Origin of the sequence: Allobosea sp. NPDC003192 (assembly GCF_050275675.1) — a bacterium.
Classification (GTDB): domain Bacteria; phylum Pseudomonadota; class Alphaproteobacteria; order Rhizobiales; family Beijerinckiaceae; genus Allobosea.
In genome coordinates this window covers 158,624-181,382 of the sequence record NZ_JBNNPK010000012.1, presented here as the reverse complement: position 1 = coordinate 181,382, position 22,759 = coordinate 158,624, and the positions used below count along the sequence as shown (strand labels likewise).

Sequence of the window (22,759 nt, the reverse complement as noted above, 5' to 3'; positions counted from 1 at the left end):
TTACTTCTTCTTGCCTTCCTTGCGGAAGATGAATTCGCCGGCGTACTTGACGCCCTTGCCCTTGTAGGGCTCGGGACCGCGATAGTCGCGGATCTCGGCGGCGGTCTGGCCGACGACCTGCTTGTCGATGCCGACGACGACGATCTCCGTCGGCTTCGGCGTCGTGATCGTCACCCCGGCCGGGATTTCGTAGTCGATGTCGTGGCTGTAGCCGAGCGAGAGCTTCAGGACCTTGCCGGCGACCGCGGCCTTGTAGCCGACGCCGTTGATCTCGAGCTTCTTCTCGAATCCGGCCGTCGTGCCGACGACCAGGTTGTTGATGCGGGCGCGCGAGGTGCCCCAGAGCGCGCGGGCGCGCTTGGTCTGCGAACGCGGCTGGACGGCGATGGCGCCGTTCTCCAGGACGACCGAGACCTCCTCGGGCACCTCGAAGGACAGCTCGCCCTTCGAGCCCTTGATCTTGACCAGCTGGCCCGAGACGTTGGCGGTGACGCCAGCGGGGACCGAGACGGGCTTCTTACCGATACGAGACATTGGATTTCTCCTGAGCAGCGGCTGTGAAGGTCAGAAGACCTTGCAGAGCACTTCGCCGCCCACGTTCTGCTCGCGGGCAAGGTGATCGGACATCACGCCGCGGGGCGTGGAGACGATGGTGACGCCGAGGCCGTCGGCCACGCGCGGCATGGTCTCGACCGAGGAGTAGACGCGACGGCCGGGCTTCGACACGCGCGAGATCGACCGGATGACCGGCTGTCCCTCGTGGTACTTCAGCTCGATGTCGAACTCGGTGCGGCCGTTGCCGAACTCGGTGGTCGAATAGCCACGGATGTAGCCTTCCGACGCCAGCACGTCGAGAACGCGGGCGCGCAGCTTCGAGCCCGGGGTCGTGACGCGCGACTTGCGCCGCATCTGCGCATTGCGGATGCGGGTCAGCATATCGCCAAGCGGATCGATGATCGCCATGATGCTACCTCCTCACCAGCTCGACTTGACGAGGCCGGGAACCAGCCCCTTGTTGCCGAGCTCGCGCAAAGCAACGCGCGACATCTTCAGCTTGCGATAGAACGCGCGCGGGCGGCCGGTGACTTCGCAACGGTTGCGCACGCGGATGCCGGCGGAATTGCGCGGCAGTTCGGCCAGCTTCAGGCGAGCGAGGAAACGCTCGTCCATCGACTGGTTCTCGTCATTGGCGATCGCGAGAAGGCGCGCCCGGCGGCCCGCGAACTTCTTCACGAGCGCCTTGCGGTGGTTGTTCTTCTCGACGGAGCTCTTCTTAGCCATCGATATCTCCTGGTTTCCGCGTATGAGCCCTAAGGCTCACTGCCGGAACGGGAAGTTGAAGTGCTTGAGCAGGGCGCGAGCCTCGTCATCCGACTTCGCAGTCGTGCAGACGATCACGTCCATGCCCCAGACCTGGTCGACCTTGTCGTAGTTGATCTCGGGGAACACGATGTGCTCCTTGATCCCGAGCGCGAAATTGCCGCGCCCGTCGAACGACTTCGCATTGAGACCACGGAAGTCGCGCACCCGCGGAAGAGCGATGGTGACGAGCCGATCGACGAACTCGTACATCTTGGTCTTGCGCAGCGTGACCTTGCAGCCCACCGCCATGTTCTCGCGCAGCTTGAAGCCGGCGATGGCGAGGCGGGACTTGGTGATGACCGGCTTCTGACCGGCGATCATGGCGAGATCGCCGGCGGCGTTGTCGACCTTCTTGCGGTCGGCCGTGGCTTCGCCCACGCCCATGTTAATGACGACCTTCTCGAGGGTCGGCACTTCCATGACGTTCTTGTAGCCGAATTCCTTGATCATCGCGGGACGGACGACGTCCTCGTAATGCTTCTTCAAACGCGGCGAGAGAGCCGCCTGCTGAGCCTCAGCCATCGATCAGATCTCCCGAACGCTTGGCGAAACGGACCTTGCGGCCGTCATCGAGCACCTTGAAGCCGACGCGGGTCGGCTTGCCGTCCTTCGGATCGGCGACGGCCAGGTTCGACAGGTCGATCGTGGCCTCCTTGCTGATGATGCCGCCCTCGGACTGGGCGGTCGCCTTGGTGTGCTTCTTGACCAAGTTCACGCCGCGCACGACGGCACGGCCGTCCTTCGGCAGGACCTGGAGCACTTCGCCGTTCTTGCCCTTGTCGCGGCCGGCGAGCACGACGACCTTGTCGCCCTTCTTGATCTTCGCAGCCATCACAGCACCTCGGGAGCGAGCGAAATGATCTTCATGTGGTTCTTGGCGCGCAGCTCGCGCGGAACCGGTCCGAAGATGCGGGTGCCCACCGGCTCCTTCTGGTTGTTGATCAGCACGGCCGCATTGCGGTCGAAGCGGATCACCGAACCATCGGGACGCTTGATGTCCTTGGCCGTGCGCACGACGATCGCCTTCATGACGTCGCCCTTCTTCACGCGGCCGCGCGGGATGGCTTCCTTGATCGAAACCACAATGATGTCGCCGATGCGGGCATAGCGCCGCTTCGAGCCGCCGAGAACCTTGATGCACATCACGCGGCGAGCGCCGGAATTGTCGGCGACCTCGAGATTCGTCTGCACCTGGATCATGGCCTTGATCCTTCCATTCCATATCAGCGCGGTTTCCGGACAAAGGCGGAGTGCCTAAGCCCGGACTACGACTGACGGGGGTCGATCGCCCCCTGGCCTCAATGATTCGACTTACGCCTTGGGGGCGTTGTCGAGCACAACCCAGCTTTTCAGCTTGGAAATGGGCTTCGACTCCTCGATCCAGACCGAGTCACCGACCTTGAACGACCCCGCCTCGTCATGGGCGTGATAGTTCTTCGAACGGCGCACCGTCTTCTTGAGGAGCGGGTGCGTATAACGCCGCTCGACCTTGACCACAACAGTTTTGTTTTGCTTGTCGCTGACGACGACGCCCTGCAGCACGCGCTTCGGCATTGTCCCCTACTCCTCAGGCGCTCACTGCCGCGGTCTTCGACCGCTGCAGCGTCTTGATGCGGGCGATCTCCTTGCGCACCTGGGTGACCCGAGCGGTGTTCTCGAGCTGGCCGGTGGCGCGCTGGAAACGCAGGTTGAACTGCTCCTTCTTGAGCTTGAGAAGCTCGTCCTGGAGCTGGTCCGTGCTCATCACTTTGAGATCGGACAGGCGTTGAGTCGATTTCATCTCGCCCTCCTTACTCGGCGATGCGCTGGATGAAGCGGGTCTTGATCGGCAGCTTGGCGGCGCCGAGACGGAGCGCCTCGCGGGCGATATCCTCCGGCACGCCGTCGAGCTCGAACATGATCCGGCCCGGCTTGACCTTGGCCGCCCAGAACTCGGGCGAACCCTTGCCCTTACCCATGCGGACTTCGGTCGGCTTCTTCGAGACCGGCACGTCCGGGAAGATCCGGATCCAGACTCGACCCGCGCGCTTCATGGCGCGGGTGATGGCACGACGGGCCGCCTCGATCTGGCGGGCCGTGACGCGCTCCGGCTCCTGGGCCTTCAGGCCGAACTGGCCGAAGTTGAGGTCCGTACCGCCCTTGGCGACGCCGGAAATGCGTCCCTTGAACTGCTTACGGAACTTAGTGCGCTTTGGTTGCAGCATGGCTCTTCTCGATCAGCCTTACGCAGCCTGCTCGCGACGTTCGCGGCGCTCACCACCGGAGCGGCCGCCCTCGTCCGAGAGGCGCTTGTCCTGGGCCATCGGGTCGTGTTCGAGGATCTCGCCCTTGAAGATCCAGACCTTGATCCCGCACGTGCCATAGGTCGTGAAGGCGGTGGCGACGCCGTAATCGACGTCGGCGCGCAGCGTATGCAGCGGCACGCGGCCTTCGCGATACCACTCGAGGCGCGCGATTTCAGCGCCGCCGAGACGGCCCGAGCAGTTGATGCGGATGCCCTCGGCGCCGAGACGCATCGCCGACTGCACGGCGCGCTTCATGGCGCGACGGAAGGCGACGCGGCGCTCGAGCTGCTGAGCGATCGAGTCGGCGACCAGGGTCGCGTCGATCTCGGGCTTGCGCACCTCGACGATGTTGATCGTCACGTCGGCGTTCGTCAGCTTCGCAACCGTCTTGCGCAGCTTCTCGATGTCGGCGCCCTTCTTGCCGATCACCACGCCCGGACGAGCCGAGTGAATGGTGACACGGCACTTCTTGTGCGGACGCTCGATGATGATCTTCGAAACGGCGGCCTGCTTCAGCAGCTTCATCAGGGCGGCGCGGATGGCCATGTCCTCATGGAGCAGCTTGCCGTACTCGCCCTTGTTGGCGAACCAGCGCGAATCCCAGGTCCGGTTGATGCCGAGACGAAGGCCGATCGGATTGATTTTCTGACCCATCGTTCTCTCCTCAGGCCTTGGCAGCCTGAACTTCGCGCACCACGATCGTGATGTTGGCGAAGGGCTTCATGATGCGGGCGCCACGGCCGCGGGCGCGGGCATGGAAGCGCTTCATGACGAGCGCCTTGCCGACGAAGGCCTGCGAGACGACCAGATCGTCGACGTCGAGATCATGATTGTTCTCGGCGTTGGCGATGGCGCTCTGCAGGCACTTGCGCACATCGGTCGAGATCCGCTTGCGCGAGAACTCGAGGTCGGCGAGCGCGGTCGAGACCTTCTTGCCGCGGATGAGCTGGGCGAGAAGGTTCAGCTTCTGCGGGGAGACGCGCAGGTTGCGCGCGACCGCCTTGGCCTCGTTCTCGGGCAGCGCACGGGGGGCGGAGGGCTTACCCATGGCTTACTTCCTCTTCGCCTTCTTGTCGGCAGCGTGGCCGGGGAAGGTGCGCGTCGGCGAGAACTCGCCGAACTTGTGGCCCACCATCTCCTCGGAGACGTTCACCGGCACATGCTTGTGGCCGTTGTAGACGCCGAACGTCAGACCGACGAACTGCGGGAGGATCGTGGAGCGGCGGCTCCAGATCTTGATGACTTCAGAGCGGCTCGAGGTACGGGCGACCTCGGCCTTCTTCAGGAGGTATCCGTCGACGAACGGACCTTTCCAAAGCGAACGCGCCATGACGGACCTCAGTTCTTCTTCTTGCGGGCGTGACGGCTCGACACGATGAACGTGTCGGTCCGCTTGTTCGAGCGGGTCTTCTTGCCCTTGGTCGGCAGACCCCAGGGCGTGACCGGATGACGGCCGCCCGAGGTGCGGCCTTCGCCGCCGCCGTGCGGGTGATCGACCGGGTTCATCGACACGCCGCGATTGTGCGGACGCTTGCCCAGCCAGCGATTGCGGCCGGCCTTGCCGATGTTGATGTTCATGTGGTCGGGGTTCGAGACCGCGCCCACGGTGGCGTAGCACAGGCCGCTGATCAGGCGCTGCTCGCCCGAGTTCAGGCGGACGATGACGTAGCCCTGGTCACGGCCGACGATCTGGGCGTAGTTGCCCGCCGAGCGCGCCAGCGCCCCGCCCTTGCCGATCTTCAGCTCGACATTGTGGACGATCGTACCGATCGGCAGCGAGCCCATCGGGGCGGCGTTGCCGGGCTTCACGTCGACGCTGTCGCCGGCGACGACGGTGTCGCCCACGGCCAGGCGCTGCGGCGCCAGGATGTAGGAGAGCTCACCGTCCTGATACTTGATCAGGGCGATGAAGGCGGTGCGGTTCGGATCATACTCGATCCGCTCCACGGTCGCCGGCACGCCGGCCTTGCCGCGACGCTTGAAGTCGATCAGGCGCAGGGTGCGCTTGTGACCACCGCCGCGGAAGCGGACGGTGACGCGGCCGTTGTTGTTGCGGCCGCCCGAGGACGACTTGCCCTCGGTCAGCACCTTGACCGGCTTGCCCTTGTAGAGCTCGCTGCGGTCGACGATCACGAGCTGGCGAAGGCTCGGCGTGATCGGCTTGAAACTTTTCAAAGCCATGATGACGATCCTTCTCAGAGGCCCGTGGTGACGTCGATGGAGTGGCCCTCTTCGAGGGTCACGACCGCCTTCTTGACGTCAGAGCGCTGGCCGAGACGGCCGCGGAAGACCTTGACCTTGCCCTCGGTGACGAGCGTGTTGACGCTCACCACCTTGACGTCGAACAGCTTCTCGACGGCCGCCTTGATCTGCGGCTTGGTCGCGGTCTTGGCGACCTTGAAGACAACCTTGTTGTGCTCGGAGAGCATCGTCGCCTTCTCGGTGATCACGGGGCCGACGATGACGTCGTAGTGCCGCGGATCGAGGTTCTTGGACTGGCTCATTTGAAGCGCGCCTCCAGCGCGTCGACAGCCGAGCGCGTCAGCACGAGCTTGTCGCGACGCAGGATGTCATAGACGTTGATGCCCTGGACCGGCAGGACGTCGACGTTCGGGATCGAACGCGCCGCCAGGCCGAAATTCACATCGATCTCGGCGCCGCCGATCACCAGCGCGCTGGACAGGTCCAGCTTGCCGAAGTGGCCGAGCAGGATCTTGGTCTTCGGCTCCGCGAGCTTCGCGTCGTCGATGATGATCAGACCTGCATCCTTGGCCTTCGACGAAAGCGCATGGCGCAGGGCCAGGGCCTTCACCTTCTTCGGCAGCTCGTGAGCATGGTCACGCACCACCGGGCCGAAGGCCTTGCCGCCGCCGCGGAACTGCGGAGCGGAAGCCGCGCCGTGGCGAGCGCCGCCGGTGCCCTTCTGCTTGTAGATCTTCTTGCGGGTACGATCGACTTCCGAGCGGCCCTTCGACTTGTGCGTGCCGGCGCGGCGCTTGGCGAGCTGATAGCGCACCATGCGGGCGAGCAGGTCGGCGCGCGGCTCGAGGCCGAAGATCGCGTCGGACAGCTCGAGCGAGCCGGCCTTACCGCCTTCAAGAGTGACGATATCGAGTTTCATCACGCGTTCTCCTCAGCCTGGGCCGTAGGAGCCTCAACGGTTTCAGCCTTGCTCTCGCCGGCGACCTTGAACTTGCCCGGCAGCGGGGCGTCCTTCGGCAGCGTGCGCTTGACGGCGTCACGGACGTGGATCCAGCCGCCGGCGACGCCGGGGACGGCGCCTTCGACCAGGATCAGGCCGCGCTCGGCGTCCGTCTGGACGACGCGCAGGTTCTGCGTGGTGACGCGCTCGACACCGAGATGACCCGGCATCTTCTTGTTCTTGAAGGTCTTGCCCGGGTCCTGACGGCCACCGGTCGAACCGATCGAGCGGTGCGAGATCGAGACACCGTGCGTGGCGCGCAGACCGCCGAAATTCCAGCGCTTCATGCCGCCGGCGAAGCCCTTGCCGGTGGTCGTGCCGGAGACGTCGACGAACTGGCCGACGACGAAGTGGTCGGCGGTCAGCTCGGCGCCGACCGGAATCAACGCGTCGTCGCTGACGCGGAACTCGACGATCTTCTGCTTCGGCTCGACCTTGGCCACGGCGAAGTGGCCGCGCTGCGCCTTCGAGACGTTCTTGACCTTGGCCAAGCCCGACCCGAGCTGCACGGCGACATAGCCGTTCTTCTCGATCGTGCGATGCGCGACGACCTGGCAGTTGTCGAGCTTCAGCACGGTGACCGGGATGTGCTCGCCGGCATCGGTGAAGATGCGGGTCATCCCGACTTTCTGTGCAATCACACCGGAACGCATCGGTGCATACCTTCCTTTGGGGTCATGTCCATCCGGGAAACCCGGAAACAGAGGACCCGTTTAATCGGATCAGAGCTTGATTTCGACGTCGACGCCGGCGGCGAGATCGAGCTTCATGAGGGCATCGACCGTCTGCGGGGTCGGGTCGACGATATCGAGGACCCGCTTGTGGGTCCGCATCTCGAACTGCTCGCGCGACTTCTTGTCGATGTGGGGCGAGCGGTTGACGGTGAACTTCTCGATCAGCGTCGGCAGCGGGATCGGGCCGCGCACCTGGGCGCCCGTCCGCTTCGCGGTCGAGACGATCTCTCGCGTCGACGCATCGAGAATGCGGTGATCGAACGCCTTGAGGCGGATCCGGATGTTCTGACCGTTCATGGTCTTGTTGTCTCCGTGACGTGAAAAGGCGAAAGCCCCGAAGGGCTCTCGCCCTCACGAAAACGCGTTACGCGATGATGCTGGCGACGACGCCGGCGCCGACGGTGCGTCCGCCTTCGCGGATGGCGAAGCGCAGCTTCTCTTCCATGGCGATCGGCACGATCAGGTGCACTTCCATGGCGATGTTGTCGCCCGGCATCACCATCTCCGTGCCCTCGGGCAGGTGCACCACGCCGGTCACGTCCGTCGTGCGGAAGTAGAACTGCGGGCGGTAGTTGGTGAAGAACGGGGTGTGGCGGCCGCCCTCTTCCTTGGTCAGGATGTAGGCTTCGGCCTTGAACTTGGTGTGCGGCTTCACCGAGCCCGGCTTGCACAGCACCTGGCCGCGCTCGACGTCCTCGCGCTTCGTGCCGCGCAGCAGCGCGCCGATGTTGTCGCCCGCCTGGCCCTGGTCGAGCAGCTTGCGGAACATCTCGACGCCGGTCACCGTCGTCTTCTGCGTATCGCGGATGCCGACGATCTCGATTTCCTCGCCGACCTTGACGATGCCGCGCTCGACGCGGCCGGTCACCACCGTGCCGCGACCCGAGATCGAGAACACGTCCTCGACCGGCATCAGGAAGGGCTGGTCGATCGGGCGCTCAGGCTGCGGGATGTAGTCGTCAACCGTCTTCATCAGCGCGATCACCGCATCATGCCCGATCTCCGGGGTGACGCCGTCCAGCGCAGCCTTGGCCGAGCCCTTGGTGATCGGGATGTCGTCGCCCGGGAAGTCGTACTTCGACAGAAGCTCGCGGATCTCCATCTCGACCAGCTCGAGCAGCTCGGCGTCGTCGACCAGATCGACCTTGTTCATGAACACCACCAGCGCGGGAACGCCGACCTGGCGCGCCAGCAGGATGTGCTCGCGGGTCTGCGGCATCGGGCCGTCGGCAGCCGACACCACCAGGATCGCGCCGTCCATCTGCGCCGCGCCCGTGATCATGTTCTTCACATAGTCGGCGTGCCCGGGGCAGTCGACGTGCGCATAGTGGCGGGCCGGGGTCTCGTACTCGACGTGAGCCGTCGAGATCGTGATGCCGCGGGCCTTCTCCTCAGGCGCCTTGTCGATCTGGTCATACGCCGTGAACGACGCGCCGCCCGACTCCGCCAGAACCTTCGTGATCGCCGCCGTCAAAGACGTCTTGCCATGGTCGACGTGACCAATCGTACCAATGTTGCAGTGCGGCTTCGTCCGCGAAAACTTCTCTTTGGCCATCGTAGCCTCCGTCAGATCTCTTCAAGTGTTCAGTGTAATGCGTTGTTCGATCAGGCGTATTTGGCCTGGACCTCGGCAGCGACCGCGGACGGCACCTGCTCGTAGTGGTCGAACTGCATCGTATAGTTGGCGCGGCCCTGGCTGAACGAGCGCAGCTGGTTCACGTAGCCGAACATGTTCGCCAACGGCACCATCGCGTTGATGACGACCGCATTGCCGCGCATGTCCTGGCCCTGGATCTGGCCGCGCCGGGAGTTCAGGTCGCCGATGACCGAACCGGTATAGTCTTCCGGGGTCACGACTTCGACCTTCATGATCGGCTCGAGCAGCACCGAGCCGCCCTTCTGCAGGCCTTCACGCAGAGCGGCGCGCGAGGCAATTTCGAAGGCCAGAGCCGACGAGTCGACCTCATGGAAGGCGCCGTCGATCAGCGAGACCTTGACGTCGACCACCGGGAAGCCGGCGAGCACGCCGGAACCAATGACCGAGTTGAGGCCCTTCTCGACGCCGGGGATATACTCCTTCGGCACCGCGCCGCCGACGATCTTCGACTCGAACTCGAAGCCCTTGCCGGTCTCGTTCGGTTCGATCACCAGCTTGACGCGGGCGAACTGGCCGGTGCCGCCGGTCTGCTTCTTGTGGGTGTAGTCGACCTCGGCCTTCTTGGTCAGCGTCTCGCGATACGCAACCTGCGGCGCGCCGATATTGGCGTCGACCTTGTAGGTGCGCTTCAGGATGTCGACCTTGATGTCGAGATGGAGCTCGCCCATGCCCTTCAGGATGGTCTGGCCGGATTCCTGGTCGGTCGAGACGCGGAAGGACGGATCCTCGTTCGCGAGCTTCGACAGGGCCAGGCCCAGCTTCTCCTGGTCGGCCTTGGATTTCGGCTCGATCGCGATCGTGATGACCGGCTCGGGGAACTCCATGCGCTCCAGGATCACCGCCTGGCTCGGGTCGCACAGCGTGTCGCCGGTACGGACGTCCTTGAGGCCGGCCAGGGCGACGATGTCGCCGGCATAGGCTTCCTTGATGTCCTCGCGGTTGTTCGCGTGCATCAGCAGCATGCGGCCGACGCGCTCTTTCTTGTCGCGCGTCGAGTTGATCACGCCCTGGCCCGCCTCGACCTTGCCGGAATAGACGCGGCAGAAGGTGATCGTGCCGACGAAGGGGTCGTCCATGATCTTGAAGGCGAGCATCGCGAACGGAGCTTCGTCGGTCGGCTCGCGGGTGGTCGGCTCTTCGGTCTTGAAGTCGATGCCTTCGACCGCGCCGCGATCGACCGGCGACGGCAGGAAGTCGACGACGGCGTCGAGCAGGGGCTGCACGCCCTTGTTCTTGAAGGCCGAGCCGCAGAGAACCGGATGGAAGGCGCGGCGCTGCACGGCCGTGCGCACCAGACGGCGCAGCGTATCGGCGTCAGGCTCGTTGCCCTCGAGATAGGCTTCCATCGCCGCATCGTCCATCTCGACGGCGGCTTCGACCAGCTTCGAGCGATACTCGGCGGCCTTGTCGGCAAGATCGGCCGGGATTTCCTTCTCGTCGAAGGACGCGCCGAGCGCCTCGCCGTTCCAGACGATCGCCTTCATCTTGATGAGGTCGATCACGCCGGCGAAGTTCGACTCCGAACCGATCGGGATCTGCAGGCAGACGGGCTTGCCGGCGACGCGGTCGATGATGTCCTGGACGCAGCGATAGAAATCGGCGCCGATCTTGTCCATCTTGTTGACGAAGACGACGCGCGGGACGTCGTACTTGTCGGCCTGGCGCCAGACGGTCTCGGTCTGCGGCTCGACGCCCTGGTTGCCGTCGAGCACGCACACGGCGCCGTCGAGCACGCGCAGCGAACGCTCGACTTCGATGGTGAAGTCGACGTGGCCGGGGGTGTCGATGATGTTCAGGCGGTTGTCGCGCCAGAAGCAGGTCGTCGCGGCGGAGGTGATCGTGATGCCACGCTCCTGCTCCTGCGTCATCCAGTCCATGGTCGCGGCGCCGTCATGGACTTCGCCGATCTTATGGCTTTTGCCGGTGTAGAACAGGATGCGCTCGGTCGTCGTCGTCTTGCCGGCATCAATGTGGGCCATGATGCCGAAGTTGCGATAGCGATCGATGGGATGAGAACGGGGCATGGAGATGCTCTGTCTTTCCGGGTCCGAACGGACGAATTACCAGCGGTAGTGCGAGAAGGCGCGGTTGGCTTCCGCCATCCGGTGCGTGTCTTCGCGCTTCTTGACGGCGTTGCCGCGGTTGTTGGCGGCGTCCATCAGCTCGGCCGAGAGGCGCTCGACCATGGTGCGGTCGTTGCGGCCGCGGGCGGCGGCGATCAGCCAACGGATGGCGAGAGCCTGGCGGCGCTCGGTACGAACCTCGACCGGGACCTGGTAGGTCGCGCCGCCGACGCGGCGGGAGCGGACCTCGATCGCCGGAGCGACGTTCTCGAGCGCGGTCTTGAAGACGGCGAGCGGATCGCTCTTCAGCTTGCCCTCGATGATATCGAAGGCGCCGTAGACGATGCCTTCGGCGGTCGACTTCTTGCCCTCGTACATGACCGAGTTCATGAACTTGGTCACGACCACGTCGCCGAACTTGGCGTCGGGAATGATCTCGCGCTTCTCTGCACTATGGCGGCGGGACATCGTCTAGTCTCCGGTCAATTCTTCTAAAACGGCGAACCGGCTGAGCCCCTGCCCGGCCGGTCCGACACTGATTACTTCGGACGCTTGGCGCCGTATTTCGAACGGCGCTGCTTGCGGTTCTTGACGCCCTGCGTGTCGAGCACGCCGCGCAGGATGTGATAGCGCACGCCGGGAAGGTCCTTCACGCGGCCGCCACGGATCATGACGACCGAGTGCTCCTGGAGGTTGTGACCCTCGCCCGGAATGTAGCCGATGACCTCGAAGCCGTTGGTCAGGCGCACCTTGGCGACCTTACGCAGCGCCGAGTTCGGCTTCTTCGGGGTCGTCGTATAGACGCGCGTGCAGACGCCGCGCTTCTGCGGGCAGTTCTCGAGCGCCGGAGCGGTGTTGCGCGCCTTGACCGGCGAGCGCGGCTTGCGGATCAGCTGGCTGATTGTCGGCATTAAGGTCTCTCGCTCCCTTGAGCGCTTGATGAATTCGGTGTCCATCCCGGCATCTTGCGAAGCCATGGCCAAACGAAGCCGCGCCATCGGCGCCCTTTCATCGGGGCCTCAGGCGCGTTCGCTGTGCAGAGGAACACGGATGACCCGCGTTCATGCGTCCTGCCATGTCGTCGTTCGACGCTGGAATTCCGATGGAGTTTCGGTCGCGAACCTCGCTTGCAACAAAGGCAAGCGACAAACGTGTCCGACAGCCATCGACAGTGGCGCGCTTATGACTCAGCTACAGATTCGCGTCAACCCCGGATTTCATGGTTCGGGCCGGCGAAATTAGGTTCAATCTTCCTCATCTTCGGCGCTCGCCCGCATCTGGTCGTTCCAGAGCTTGCGGTAGAGGCCGGAGCGCTTGCGCATCAGGCTCGCATGGTCGCCGCGCTGCACGACCTTGCCGGCCTCCATCACGATGATCTCGTCCATGTCGGCGACTGAGGTCAGCCGATGCGTCACGAACAGCAGGCTGCGGCCGCGGCCGATCTTCTTGAGGGTGCGGTTGATCGCGGCCTCGGTCGTCTGGTCGAGGGCCGAGGTCGCCTCGTCGAGCAGCAGGATCGCCGGGTCGCGCAGCAAGGCGCGGGCGATGGCGATGCGCTGGCGCTGACCGCCGGACAGGGTCTCGCCGCGCTCGCCGACGATGGTGTCGTAGCCGGCGGGCAGGCTCATGATGAACTTATGGATCTCGGCCTTCTTGGCGGCAGCCTCAACCTCGGCGTCCGAGGCCTCCAGCGAGCCGAGGCGGATGTTCTCGCGCAGCGAGGTGTTGAACAGGACATTGTCCTGGAACACCACTGCCATCTGGGCGCGCAGCGAATCGCGGGTGACGCTGGCGATGTCGACGCCGTCGATCGTCACGCGTCCCTGCTGCGGATCGTGGAAGCGCAGCAGCAGGCTAAGCAGCGTGCTCTTGCCCGCCCCGCTCGGCCCGACGATGGCGACGCGCGTGCCTGCGGGAATCGCAAGGTCGAGCCCGTCGATCTGGGCGCCCTCCCCGCCATAGGAGAAGCGCACGCCCTGAAAGCCGATCTCGCGCTCGATTCGCGGGCATTCGACCGCGTCCGGCCGGTCGGAGACCCGGATCGGCTCGTCGAGGATGTCGCGCATGTGCCGGACGGCGCCGGAGGAGTCGATCACCACCGGGATGTACTGCGTCAGGTGGTTGAGGTTGTAGGTGATCTCCCAGAACACCGCCTCGAAGGCGACGAAGGTGCCGACCGTGATCACGTCATTAAAGGTGAGATAGGCGCCGATCGCCAGCACGATCAGGTGCAGCCAGAGCACCACGATGGTGATCGAGCGCTCGACCATGGTGTTGAGGAAGGTCGAGCGGCTCTGCGCCCCCCGCAGCACGCGGTTGCGCTGGCCGAACCAGCGCTGCGAGATGCCGACGAGACCAAAGGCCTTCACCACCGGCTGCGCGCCGATATTCTCCTGGACGACCCCAAGCTCTCCGGCCTGCGCGCGCTTGACCTCGTAGCTGGCGGCGACCGCCTTCGGCGTGAGCAACCGCGGCCCGATCAGCGCGATCGGGATGATCAGCAGCGCCAGCAGGCCGAGCTCGGTGTTGAGGTAGATCAGCAGGGCGATGCCGGCCAGCAGCTCCAGCAGCGGCAACGCACCCCAATTGGCGAAATGGATGACAGACTCTTCATAGGTCGTCATGTCGTTCGAGAAGCGCGACAGTATCTCGCCGCGGCGATGGCGCTCGTAGAAGCTCAGCGGCAGCTTCTGGATGTGCTCGAACAGCGAGCGGCGGACATCGGTGGTGATCGCCGCCGTCACCTTGGCGTCGATCCATTCGTACCAGATCGCCACCACAGAGGTGATGACACCGGCGATGCCGAGCACGCTCAGGATGAAGATCAGCTCGCTGCGGTCTTTGTCCTCGAACACCTCGTCGAGGAGGTATTTGAGCGAGAGCGGCATCAGCACGTTGAAGGCCATCTCGACCAGGAGGCCGAGCCCGACCAGAGCGATGCCGAGGCGGTGCGGGCCGAGATGCGGCCAGGTGAAGGAGAGGACGCCCCTCAGCGCGCCCGCGGCTTCGCCGGCGGTGTAGACGACCGGACCATCATCGTCCTCGTCGTCATCCTCCTCATCATCCTCGTCGTCTTCGTCCTCATCGTCATCCGCCGCTGCCGCGCCGGACAGCGCGCGCCGCTTCGGCTCCTCGGGCGGGCGCGACGCCGGCCGCTTCGCCGCGCCGGTGGCCTTCGTCGCCGGATCGGGCACGGCACCATTCTCGCCCGTGCCCGGCTTGACCTCGTCGTCGCTCACTGATCACCGGCAGAGCTCAACGCACTCCGCCGCCCCCTACCCAATCGAAATGAACGCTCTGGCTAGAGCATTCTTCGTTCAACCTGCACCGTCATTCCGGCTGGAGCGGAGCGGAACGCCGGAATCCATCGGAGGGAACTGCACTCTACGATGGATTCCGGAGCTGCGCTGCTCCGCAGCTTGTCCGGAATGACGGCCTGATCTGGTCGGCAAACGGACTTGCTCAGGCGTTCTCAGGCGCGATGCGGTTGAAGAAGCAGTAGCGCAGGCTTTCCGCATCCTCGTACCAGCGGCCCGGCCCCTTGTCGGCGGCGAGCGTGCGTTCCCAGACCGCGTCGAGCATCTCCTGGCTCTGGATCGCCATGTCGAAATCCTCGTCGAAGAACAGCTCCGACCATTCCCACCAGGTCGCGAGCTTCTTCACTCCGCGCAGCAGGTCGTACATGTCGCAGACCTCGGAGGTGAGGTCGGCCGTCACCGAGCCGAAATAGACGCCGCGCTTCGCCACGCGATGCAGCTCGCTCAGCGCATCGCCGACACCGCGCTTGCCGAGATGGGCAAGGCAGCTCTCGTAGACGATGTCGAAGGAGCCATCCTCGAAGGGCAGGTCCGCGACCGTGCCGAAGAGGTTATACTTGGCAAGATGCGCCGGCGTCCTGGCATGGATGTAGCGGTTGTTCTCGATGCCCCAGGCATCGATGCCGAGCTCGCGCAGCGCTCCGACGAGCTCGCCCGAGGCGGAACCGGCGACCAGCAGCCTGAAGCCGGGCTTCGGCTGCCAGACCAGTTCGATCAGGTCACGGATATAGGCGGGATCGCTGAAGCGGCGCCAGACCTCGCCATAGGGGCCGGCGCCGCGATAGGCGTCGAAATAGCCACGGTCGATGCGCGGCGACGGCTCGGGCACGACGATGCCGCCCGCCTCCCCGGCGCTCCTGGCGAGCCCGGTGGCGTAGCGCTGGCGCATCACCTTGCTCAGCATCAGGTCGCTGGCGATGTCGGCGGAATCGAGCACGCCGTTCAGCGTCGAGTCGAACAGGTAGTCGCCGACGACGATCAGCCCGTCATGCTCCTTCGGCTCCGGCATATGGTTCGTCACCACGTCGCGCACCGGGACGCCGCCCGGGATCGCGTTCACCGAGGCCATCCAGCGATGCACCTTCGCCTCGATCAGGGAGGGGAAGGGATCGCCCAGCGACGCCGGCAGCGACTTCAACGCCGCCTTGGTCAACGCCTCGTCGTCGAGATTGGCATAAGACAGCGCGTCGATGCCGGCGATCAGCCAGTTGAGGACGCCGTGGCGGCCGACATCGTGCCGCGCGCCCTCGATATAGACGCAACAGCCGCCGAAGCTCTCCGACATGAACCAGGCGCCTTCGATCTGGCCCTCCCAGAACGGCTTGTCGAACAGCGCCGCGACGCGCAGATAATGCGCCGGCCGGTCGAAATGGGCGAGATGGCGGCTCATGCTCTGGCGCAGCCGGCCCTCGCCGAAGTCGATGGTGCCGAGCCAGTTGTGCGGCAGGCACATAAGGACGAAGTCGAATTCGCGCGTCTCCGGCCCCTTGCCGTTCATCATGTCGAGCTTGTAGCGGCCGCCATCCGACTTGCCGACGCTGAGAACGCGGTGATTCAGGAAGACCTCGGCGTCGAGATTGGCGCTCAGGCCTTCGACCAGCTGCTCGTTGCCGTTCTGGATCGAATAGACGTCGATATAGCCGTCGACATCCATCAGATAGTTCTTGAGCGCATTGAGCCCGTTGCTGAGATGCCCCTCCGAGGCGATGTCGGAACGCGCCATCGCCCGGAAGAAGCGCCGCGCCACCGGATCGGCCACTTCCTGCTCGAGCACCTCGTCGGCGCTCATGAACATCCAGGGATGGCTGTTGTCGTGCTTGCCGGCACCTTCGTAATAGGCCTGCTGCGACATCAATTCGGCACAGCGCGCCCGGAACGCCAGGATGGCGTCCGCGGTCGCATCGCCATAGCGGCGGCGCATGCCTTCGACGCCATCGACGAGCTTGCCGTCGAGGTGAAGCACCTGCGAGTCCATCGGAATGGTCTGGAAGCCGAAGCCTTCGATCATCTCGCGCAGCGGATCGTGACCGAGCTGGGAGTAGCCGTAGATTTCGGCGACACCCGCTTCGTACAGCGCCGGCGCGCTGTCGAAGCGACGCGACACGATCTTGCCGCCGAGCCGCTCGGACGCCTCGAACAGCGTCACCCGGCACAGGCCCTGCATCTTCTTACGGACTTGCCAGGCCGTCATCAGCCCGCCGGGACCGCCCCCGACAATCGCAACTTCCAGCATCCTACCCGCCCTGCCCCAACGTATCGCGTTTCACGCTCTGTTATGAGACTTATAGCGCCACGGAGTTGCCATAATTTTACTACCGCGGCCATGCCTCTGTTTCGCTGTGACCCGTCTCGCCACATCTTTCCCGAAAGGAAGGATCGCGCCTGCGGCCGCGCAGGCGCGCCCGGCTGAGCGACATCGCTTCGAGACAGGCCTGGACGTCGACATGGCCGCATCCGGATCACCGGCAAGGCCTTGCGATCGCCAGTACGACAATCGCGGCCGGATATGTCTGCGCGACCGTTTTTCTCAGGCCTGGTCTCGCCCGGGCCCGGAAGCGCTGGTCGTCACCCCAGCGCCGCGCAGCAGGCCGATCAGGTCGGCCTGGCGGTGTAGTCCGGTCTTGGCCATGACGCGCTTCAAGGTCGAACGCGCGGTCTCCTCCATCACGCCGAGCGCCGCTGCCGCCTCGCGCGGGCGATGCCCGGCGGCGATCAGGGCGGCCAGCCTGGCCTCGGCGGGTGTCAGGTCGAACAGTCCCTGCACGACATCGGCGGTCGGCACGTCCTTCACCACCACCGGCGTCACCACCAGGATGCTCGCGGCCCGCGAGAAAATGTCGTGGGCAGCGCCGCGGATCGGCGTCAGATGCAAGATCAGCGGCGGCTGGCTCTCGCGCCGCGCTACCGGGATAGACCGCACCGTCATGCCGGTGATCTGGCCCCTCGCCTGCAGGGCTGCCGCAAGCAGACCATCCGCCGCCGCATCGACGAGCCCAAGGCGCGAGGGCCGATCGACCGCGACGGAGGGGATAAGCGCCTCGAAGCGGGGATTGAGCGCAAGCGCCCGGCCCTCGCGGTCGAGGATGGCAGCCGGCAGACCGATCGCCTCCAGCGCGCGGGCGGCGCCCTGCGCCCGCTCGAACTCGAGCCTGGCCGACAGCAGCATCGCCCGTGCCAGATGCGGCCGCATCAGGTCGAAGCGCGCGATCAGCCTGTCCTCGACATGGCCCTCCTCCAACTCGCGCTCGGCATGCAGGATGAAGGCCTCGCCGGTCGGCGACGCGATCGAGGTCGCGACCCCGATCCCCAGGCCCTGCGGCAGCAGGAAGTCGCGATAGACCGGCTCGTTCGCCATCTCGCCTTCCGAGAAGATGTCGATGTCGCGCAGGAAGCCGGCATGGCGGCGCTCGAGCAGGCGCCGCGTCCGCTCATTGCCTGGAAAGTTATTGAAATGCGTCGCGACGACCTGATCGAACTCGGCCGATGAGGAAATCCAGCGACTGGAGCTCGGCGTCACCGCGACCAGCACGGCGCCGGCGCCACGCGCGATCTCCTGGAAACGCCGCAGAACCTGCGGCCACAGTTCCGGTACCACCGCCGCTTCGTAAAGACTGTCGAGAAACTTTTCGTCCATAGCCCCGGTCGCACCCAGGTATGGTCCGCAGAACGGGGCTCCCATTCGCCGACCATGCCTCCGCATGGCGTGACAGCATGCCCTTCGTCACTCGGCTGCTTCCAGCCGTACAAAGAAAGACACCCTGGCGCATCGCTGCCCCCCGACAGGTTTCGCAACGTAAGCTTAGCCCGATTGTACTAGAAAAGGTCAAGAGTGCTGAAACGAGAACGGCCGCCCGAAGGCGGCCGTTCCACAAAGCCAGCAAGTTCGCCGGTATTACTCCGCTGCAGGCAGCACCGCCGCAGCGGCAGCCGCCGCCTTGGCCGCAGCATCCGCCTTCTGGCCGACGATGAGGTCGTCGCGACGCGTCGCCACCTGCTTGATGCGGGCAACCTGCGCGCCGGTGCCGGCCGGGATCAGCGAGCCGACGATGACGTTCTCCTTGAGGCCTTCCAGCATGTCCATCTTGCCGTTGACCGCCGCCTCGGTGAGGACGCGGGTCGTCTCCTGGAAGGAGGCGGCCGAGATGAACGAGCGGGTCTGCAGCGAGGCCTTGGTGATGCCGAGCAGGACCGGAACGCCGGAGGCCGGCTTCTTGCCCTCCTCGCGCAGCTTGGCGTTGACCTCTTCCAGCTCGATCCGGTCGATCTGGTCGCCGGTGAGAATGTCGCTATCGCCGGATTCGGTGATCTCGACCTTCTGCAGCATCTGCCGGACGATGACCTCGATGTGCTTGTCGTTGATGGTCACGCCCTGGAGGCGGTAGACCTCCTGGATTTCGTTGACCAGGTAAGCGGCAAGCTCCTCGACGCCCTTGATCGCCAGGATGTCGTGCGGCGCCGGGTTGCCATCGAGGATGTAGTCACCGACCTCGACGACGTCGCCATCCTGCAGGTGGATGTGCTTGCCCTTCGGGATCAGGTACTCGACGCCATCCGAGCCATCATGCGGGGTCAGCGTGACGCGACGCTTGTTCTTGTAGTCACGCCCGAAGCCGATGACGCCGGCCTTCTCTGCGATGATCGCGGCATCCTTCGGACGACGCGCCTCGAACAGCTCAGCGACGCGCGGCAGACCGCCGGTGATGTCGCGGGTCTTGGCTGAGTCGGTCGAGACACGCGCCAGCACGTCGCCGGCCTTCACCGACGAGCCCGGCTCCACCGAGATGATGCCGTCGACGGGCAGGATGTAGCGAGCCTCGCCGCCACGGGCGAGCTTCGCGATCTTGCCGTCGGGGCCATTCAGGGTCATCGCCGGACGCAGGTCCGAGGTACGGGCCGAACCACGCCAGTCGATCACCAGACGCTTGCTGATGCCGGTCGCCTCGTCGGTCGTCTCCGTCATCGACATGCCGTCGACCAGGTCCTCGTAGCCGACCTTGCCGTCGACCTCCGCCAGGATGGGGCGGGAATAGGGGTCCCACTCGATCAGGCGCTGGCCGCGCTTGACCTTGTCGCCCTCGTCGACACGCAGCTTCGAGCCGAACTGGACGCGGTGAACCGCGCGCTCGGCGCCGTCCGGGCCGGTGATGACGATGGCGAGGTTGCGCGCCATCGCGATCAGGTCACCGTCCGAGTTCCGCGCGACGTTGCGGTTGCGGATCTTGACCGTGCCCTCGAAGTTCGACTCGACGAAGGACTGGTCGGCGATCGTCGCCGCGCCGCCGATGTGGAAGGTACGCATGGTGAGCTGCGTGCCCGGCTCGCCGATCGACTGCGCCGCGATGACGCCGACGGCCTCGCCCATGTTGACGGGCGTGCCGCGGGCGAGATCGCGCCCATAGCAGGTCGCGCAGACGCCGTTCTTGGTCTCGCAGGTCAGCACCGAGCGGATCTTCACCTCCTGGACGCCGGCGGCGTTGATCTTGGAGATGTGGCTCTCCTCGATCACCGCGCCCTTGGCGACCAGGACGTTGCCGTCGAGATCGACCACGTCCTCGGCCGCCGAACGGCCCAGGATGCGCATGCCGAGCGAGGCCACGACCTGGCCGGCATCGACGATGGCGCGCATCTTGATGCCGTTGTCGGAGCCGCAATCCACCTCGGAGATGATCGCGTCCTGCGCCACGTCGACGAGACGGCGGGTCAGGTAACCCGAGTTCGCCGTCTTGAGCGCCGTGTCGGCGAGACCCTTGCGGGCGCCGTGGGTCGAGTTGAAGTACTCGAGAACGTCGAGGCCTTCCTTGAAGTTCGAGATGATCGGGCTCTCGATGATCTCGCCCGACGGCTTGGCCATCAGGCCGCGCATGGCGGCGAGCTGACGCATCTGCGCCGGCGAACCACGGGCGCCCGAGTGGCTCATCATGTAGATCGAGTTGATCGGCTTGTCGCGACCGCTCTCGTCCTTCTTAACGGTCGAGATGCCGGCCATCATCTCCTGGGCGAGCTTGTCGGAGCACTTCGCCCAGGCGTCGACGACCTTGTTGTACTTCTCGCCCTGGGTGATCAGGCCGTCCTGGTACTGCTGCTCGTAATCCTTGGCGAGCACGCGGGTCGCATCGACGATCTCCCACTTGTTCGCGGGGATCACCATGTCGTCCTTGCCGAAGGAGATGCCGGCCTTGAAGGCGTGCTTGAAGCCGAGGCCCATGACACGGTCGCAGAAGATCACCGACTCCTTCTGACCGCAGCCGCGATAGACGGCATCGATCATGTTGGAGATCTCCTTCTTGGTCATCAGCTTGTTGACGACGTCAAAGGTCACGGCCGGATGGTCCGGCAGCGCGGTCGAGAGGATCACGCGGCCAGGCGTGGTGTCGTAGATCTTCGTGTAGGGCTGGCCGTCACGGCCGGTGCCGGTCCAGCGATACTTGATCTTCGAATGCAGCGTGACGACCTTCTCGTGCAGCGCGTATTCGAGCTCGCCGAAGTCACCGAAGACCTTGCCCTGGCCCGGCTCGCCATCCGAGATGATCGAGAGGTAGTAGAGGCCGAGCACGATGTCCTGCGACGGCACGATGATCGGCATGCCGTTCGCCGGGTGCAGGATGTTGTTGGTCGACATCATCAGGACGCGCGCTTCCAGCTGCGCTTCCAGCGACAGCGGGACGTGCACGGCCATCTGGTCGCCGTCGAAGTCGGCGTTGAACGCGGCGCAGACCAGCGGGTGCAGCTGGATCGCCTTGCCCTCGATCAGCACCGGCTCGAAGGCCTGGATGCCGAGGCGGTGCAGCGTCGGCGCGCGGTTCAGCAGCACCGGATGCTCGCGGATGACCTCGTCCAGGATGTCCCAGACCTCAGGCTTCTCCTTCTCGACCAGCTTCTTGGCCTGCTTGACCGTGGTCGAGTAGCCCTTGGCGTCGAGGCGCGCATAGATGAACGGCTTGAACAGCTCGAGCGCCATCTTCTTCGGCAGCCCGCACTGGTGCAGCTTCATCTCCGGGCCGACGACGATGACCGAGCGGCCCGAATAGTCGACGCGCTTGCCGAGCAGGTTCTGCCGGAAGCGGCCCTGCTTGCCCTTCAGCATGTCGGCGAGCGACTTCAGCGGACGTTTGTTGGCGCCGGTGATGACGCGGCCGCGGCGGCCGTTGTCGAACAGGGCGTCGACCGACTCCTGCAGCATCCGCTTCTCGTTGCGGATGATGATGTCGGGCGCGCGCAGCTCGATCAGCCGCTTCAGACGGTTGTTGCGGTTGATGACGCGGCGATAGAGGTCGTTCAGGTCCGAGGTCGCGAAACGGCCGCCGTCGAGCGGCACGAGCGGACGCAGATCCGGCGGGATGACCGGGATCACGGTCATCACCATCCATTCCGGCTTGTTGCCCGACTCCTGGAAGGCCTCGATGATCTTGAGGCGCTTCATCAGCTTCTTCGGCTTGAGCTCCGACGTCGTCGTCGCGATCTCATGCTTCAGGTCGGCGTTGATCTGGTCGAGGTCGAGCGCGCGCAGCATCTCGCGGATCGCCTCCGCGCCGATCTGGGCGGTGAAGGTGTCGGCGCCGTACTCTTCCTGCGCGCGGACATACTCTTCCTCGGTCAGCAGCTGCCGATCCTTGAGCGGGGTCAGGCCCGGCTCCAGGACGACATACGATTCGAAGTAGAGGATGCGCTCGAGGTCCTTGAGCGGCATGTCCATCAGCAGGCCGATGCGCGAGGGCAGCGACTTCAGGAACCAGATATGCGCGACCGGGGCGGCGAGCTCGATATGGCCCATGCGCTCGCGCCGGACCCGTGCCAGCGTCACCTCGACGCCGCACTTCTCGCAGATCACGCCCTTGAACTTCATGCGCTTGTACTTGCCGCACAGGCACTCGTAATCCTTGATCGGCCCGAAGATGCGGGCGCAGAACAGGCCGTCGCGCTCCGGCTTGAACGTGCGGTAGTTGATCGTCTCGGGCTTCTTGATCTCGCCGAACGACCAGGATGCGATCTTCTCAGGGCTGGCGATCGAGATCTTGATCGCGTCGAACGCCTGCTGCACCGGCTGCTGGCCGAAAAGGTTCATGACCTCTTGCTTCATAGCCTGTCTCCTATGGCCGGTGGGATTTCAAGGGAAACCGCCCTGCCCGACCTTTGATCCAT

The 22,759-nt window shown here is 64.9% G+C and carries 25 protein-coding genes; all 25 read right to left on the bottom strand.

The window, feature by feature from the left end:
- Complete coding sequence (gene rplF, locus ACQKLX_RS17700; protein ID WP_427362865.1) at window positions 1-534, bottom strand: 50S ribosomal protein L6; 534 nt, start codon at window positions 532-534, stop codon at window positions 1-3.
- A 30-nt stretch (window positions 535-564) separates the two neighbouring features.
- Complete coding sequence (gene rpsH / locus ACQKLX_RS17695) at window positions 565-963, bottom strand: 30S ribosomal protein S8 (RefSeq protein WP_427362864.1); 399 nt, start codon at window positions 961-963, stop codon at window positions 565-567.
- Window positions 964-975: 12 nt separating this feature from the next.
- Window positions 976-1,281: a 30S ribosomal protein S14 gene (gene rpsN / locus ACQKLX_RS17690; RefSeq protein WP_092159603.1), complete on the bottom strand. Its 306-nt coding sequence runs from the start codon at window positions 1,279-1,281 to the stop codon at window positions 976-978.
- Between the two features lie 36 nt (window positions 1,282-1,317).
- Window positions 1,318-1,884 (bottom strand): 50S ribosomal protein L5, encoded by a 567-nt coding sequence (gene rplE, locus ACQKLX_RS17685; RefSeq protein ID WP_427362863.1) that lies wholly within the window; start codon window positions 1,882-1,884, stop codon window positions 1,318-1,320.
- Window positions 1,877-2,194, bottom strand: a complete 318-nt coding sequence (gene rplX / locus ACQKLX_RS17680; RefSeq protein ID WP_427362862.1) for a 50S ribosomal protein L24 — start codon at window positions 2,192-2,194, stop codon at window positions 1,877-1,879. Before rplX ends, rplE begins: the two co-directional genes overlap by 8 nt.
- Window positions 2,194-2,562: a 50S ribosomal protein L14 gene (gene rplN / locus ACQKLX_RS17675; RefSeq protein ID WP_057193256.1), complete on the bottom strand. Its 369-nt coding sequence runs from the start codon at window positions 2,560-2,562 to the stop codon at window positions 2,194-2,196. The genes rplX and rplN overlap by 1 nt, the downstream gene beginning before the upstream one ends.
- Before the next feature lie 111 nt (window positions 2,563-2,673).
- The gene (gene rpsQ / locus ACQKLX_RS17670) at window positions 2,674-2,916 is read right to left on the bottom strand and encodes a 30S ribosomal protein S17 (RefSeq protein ID WP_091842255.1); all 243 of its coding nucleotides are present in this window, start codon (window positions 2,914-2,916) and stop codon (window positions 2,674-2,676) included.
- Between the two features lie 13 nt (window positions 2,917-2,929).
- Entirely contained in the window at window positions 2,930-3,142 is a 213-nt protein-coding gene (rpmC, locus tag ACQKLX_RS17665; RefSeq protein WP_092159607.1) for a 50S ribosomal protein L29, read from the bottom strand.
- 10 nt (window positions 3,143-3,152) lie between these two features.
- Complete coding sequence (rplP, locus tag ACQKLX_RS17660) at window positions 3,153-3,566, bottom strand: 50S ribosomal protein L16 (RefSeq protein ID WP_057193262.1); 414 nt, start codon at window positions 3,564-3,566, stop codon at window positions 3,153-3,155.
- Between the two features lie 18 nt (window positions 3,567-3,584).
- Complete coding sequence (gene rpsC / locus ACQKLX_RS17655; protein ID WP_092159609.1) at window positions 3,585-4,301, bottom strand: 30S ribosomal protein S3; 717 nt, start codon at window positions 4,299-4,301, stop codon at window positions 3,585-3,587.
- 10 nt (window positions 4,302-4,311) lie between these two features.
- Window positions 4,312-4,695 (bottom strand): 50S ribosomal protein L22, encoded by a 384-nt coding sequence (gene rplV / locus ACQKLX_RS17650; protein ID WP_091842262.1) that lies wholly within the window; start codon window positions 4,693-4,695, stop codon window positions 4,312-4,314.
- Between the two features lie 3 nt (window positions 4,696-4,698).
- Complete coding sequence (gene rpsS / locus ACQKLX_RS17645; RefSeq protein ID WP_092159618.1) at window positions 4,699-4,977, bottom strand: 30S ribosomal protein S19; 279 nt, start codon at window positions 4,975-4,977, stop codon at window positions 4,699-4,701.
- An 8-nt stretch (window positions 4,978-4,985) separates the two neighbouring features.
- Window positions 4,986-5,828 (bottom strand): 50S ribosomal protein L2, encoded by an 843-nt coding sequence (gene rplB, locus ACQKLX_RS17640; RefSeq protein ID WP_427362861.1) that lies wholly within the window; start codon window positions 5,826-5,828, stop codon window positions 4,986-4,988.
- Between the two features lie 14 nt (window positions 5,829-5,842).
- Entirely contained in the window at window positions 5,843-6,151 is a 309-nt protein-coding gene (locus tag ACQKLX_RS17635) for a 50S ribosomal protein L23 (protein ID WP_092159641.1), read from the bottom strand.
- Window positions 6,148-6,768, bottom strand: a complete 621-nt coding sequence (gene rplD / locus ACQKLX_RS17630) for a 50S ribosomal protein L4 (protein ID WP_137881201.1) — start codon at window positions 6,766-6,768, stop codon at window positions 6,148-6,150. Before rplD ends, ACQKLX_RS17635 begins: the two co-directional genes overlap by 4 nt.
- Window positions 6,768-7,502: a 50S ribosomal protein L3 gene (gene rplC / locus ACQKLX_RS17625; RefSeq protein WP_427362860.1), complete on the bottom strand. Its 735-nt coding sequence runs from the start codon at window positions 7,500-7,502 to the stop codon at window positions 6,768-6,770. Before rplC ends, rplD begins: the two co-directional genes overlap by 1 nt.
- 69 nt (window positions 7,503-7,571) lie before the next feature.
- Window positions 7,572-7,880 carry a 30S ribosomal protein S10 gene (gene rpsJ / locus ACQKLX_RS17620; RefSeq protein WP_043237115.1) on the bottom strand — a complete coding sequence of 103 codons (309 nt, stop codon included), beginning with the start codon at window positions 7,878-7,880 and terminating at the stop codon, window positions 7,572-7,574.
- A gap of 67 nt (window positions 7,881-7,947) precedes the next feature.
- Entirely contained in the window at window positions 7,948-9,138 is a 1,191-nt protein-coding gene (gene tuf / locus ACQKLX_RS17615; RefSeq protein WP_427362859.1) for an elongation factor Tu, read from the bottom strand.
- A 50-nt stretch (window positions 9,139-9,188) separates the two neighbouring features.
- On the bottom strand, window positions 9,189-11,264 hold the full coding sequence (gene fusA / locus ACQKLX_RS17610) for an elongation factor G (protein WP_427362858.1): 2,076 nt from the start codon (window positions 11,262-11,264) through the stop codon (window positions 9,189-9,191).
- Window positions 11,265-11,300: 36 nt separating this feature from the next.
- Window positions 11,301-11,771: a 30S ribosomal protein S7 gene (rpsG, locus tag ACQKLX_RS17605; protein WP_092159657.1), complete on the bottom strand. Its 471-nt coding sequence runs from the start codon at window positions 11,769-11,771 to the stop codon at window positions 11,301-11,303.
- Between the two features lie 71 nt (window positions 11,772-11,842).
- On the bottom strand, window positions 11,843-12,214 hold the full coding sequence (gene rpsL / locus ACQKLX_RS17600) for a 30S ribosomal protein S12 (protein WP_057189964.1): 372 nt from the start codon (window positions 12,212-12,214) through the stop codon (window positions 11,843-11,845).
- A 333-nt stretch (window positions 12,215-12,547) separates the two neighbouring features.
- Window positions 12,548-14,542, bottom strand: coding sequence for an ABC transporter ATP-binding protein (locus ACQKLX_RS17595; protein ID WP_427362857.1), 1,995 nt, complete (start codon window positions 14,540-14,542; stop codon window positions 12,548-12,550).
- A gap of 223 nt (window positions 14,543-14,765) precedes the next feature.
- Window positions 14,766-16,853 carry an FAD-dependent oxidoreductase gene (locus ACQKLX_RS17590; protein ID WP_427362856.1) on the bottom strand — a complete coding sequence of 696 codons (2,088 nt, stop codon included), beginning with the start codon at window positions 16,851-16,853 and terminating at the stop codon, window positions 14,766-14,768.
- Window positions 16,854-17,147: 294 nt separating this feature from the next.
- Window positions 17,148-18,254, bottom strand: coding sequence for a helix-turn-helix transcriptional regulator (locus ACQKLX_RS17585; RefSeq protein WP_427362855.1), 1,107 nt, complete (start codon window positions 18,252-18,254; stop codon window positions 17,148-17,150).
- A gap of 258 nt (window positions 18,255-18,512) precedes the next feature.
- Window positions 18,513-22,697 carry a DNA-directed RNA polymerase subunit beta' gene (gene rpoC, locus ACQKLX_RS17580; protein ID WP_427362854.1) on the bottom strand — a complete coding sequence of 1,395 codons (4,185 nt, stop codon included), beginning with the start codon at window positions 22,695-22,697 and terminating at the stop codon, window positions 18,513-18,515.
- Between the last annotated feature and the right edge of the window lie 62 nt (window positions 22,698-22,759).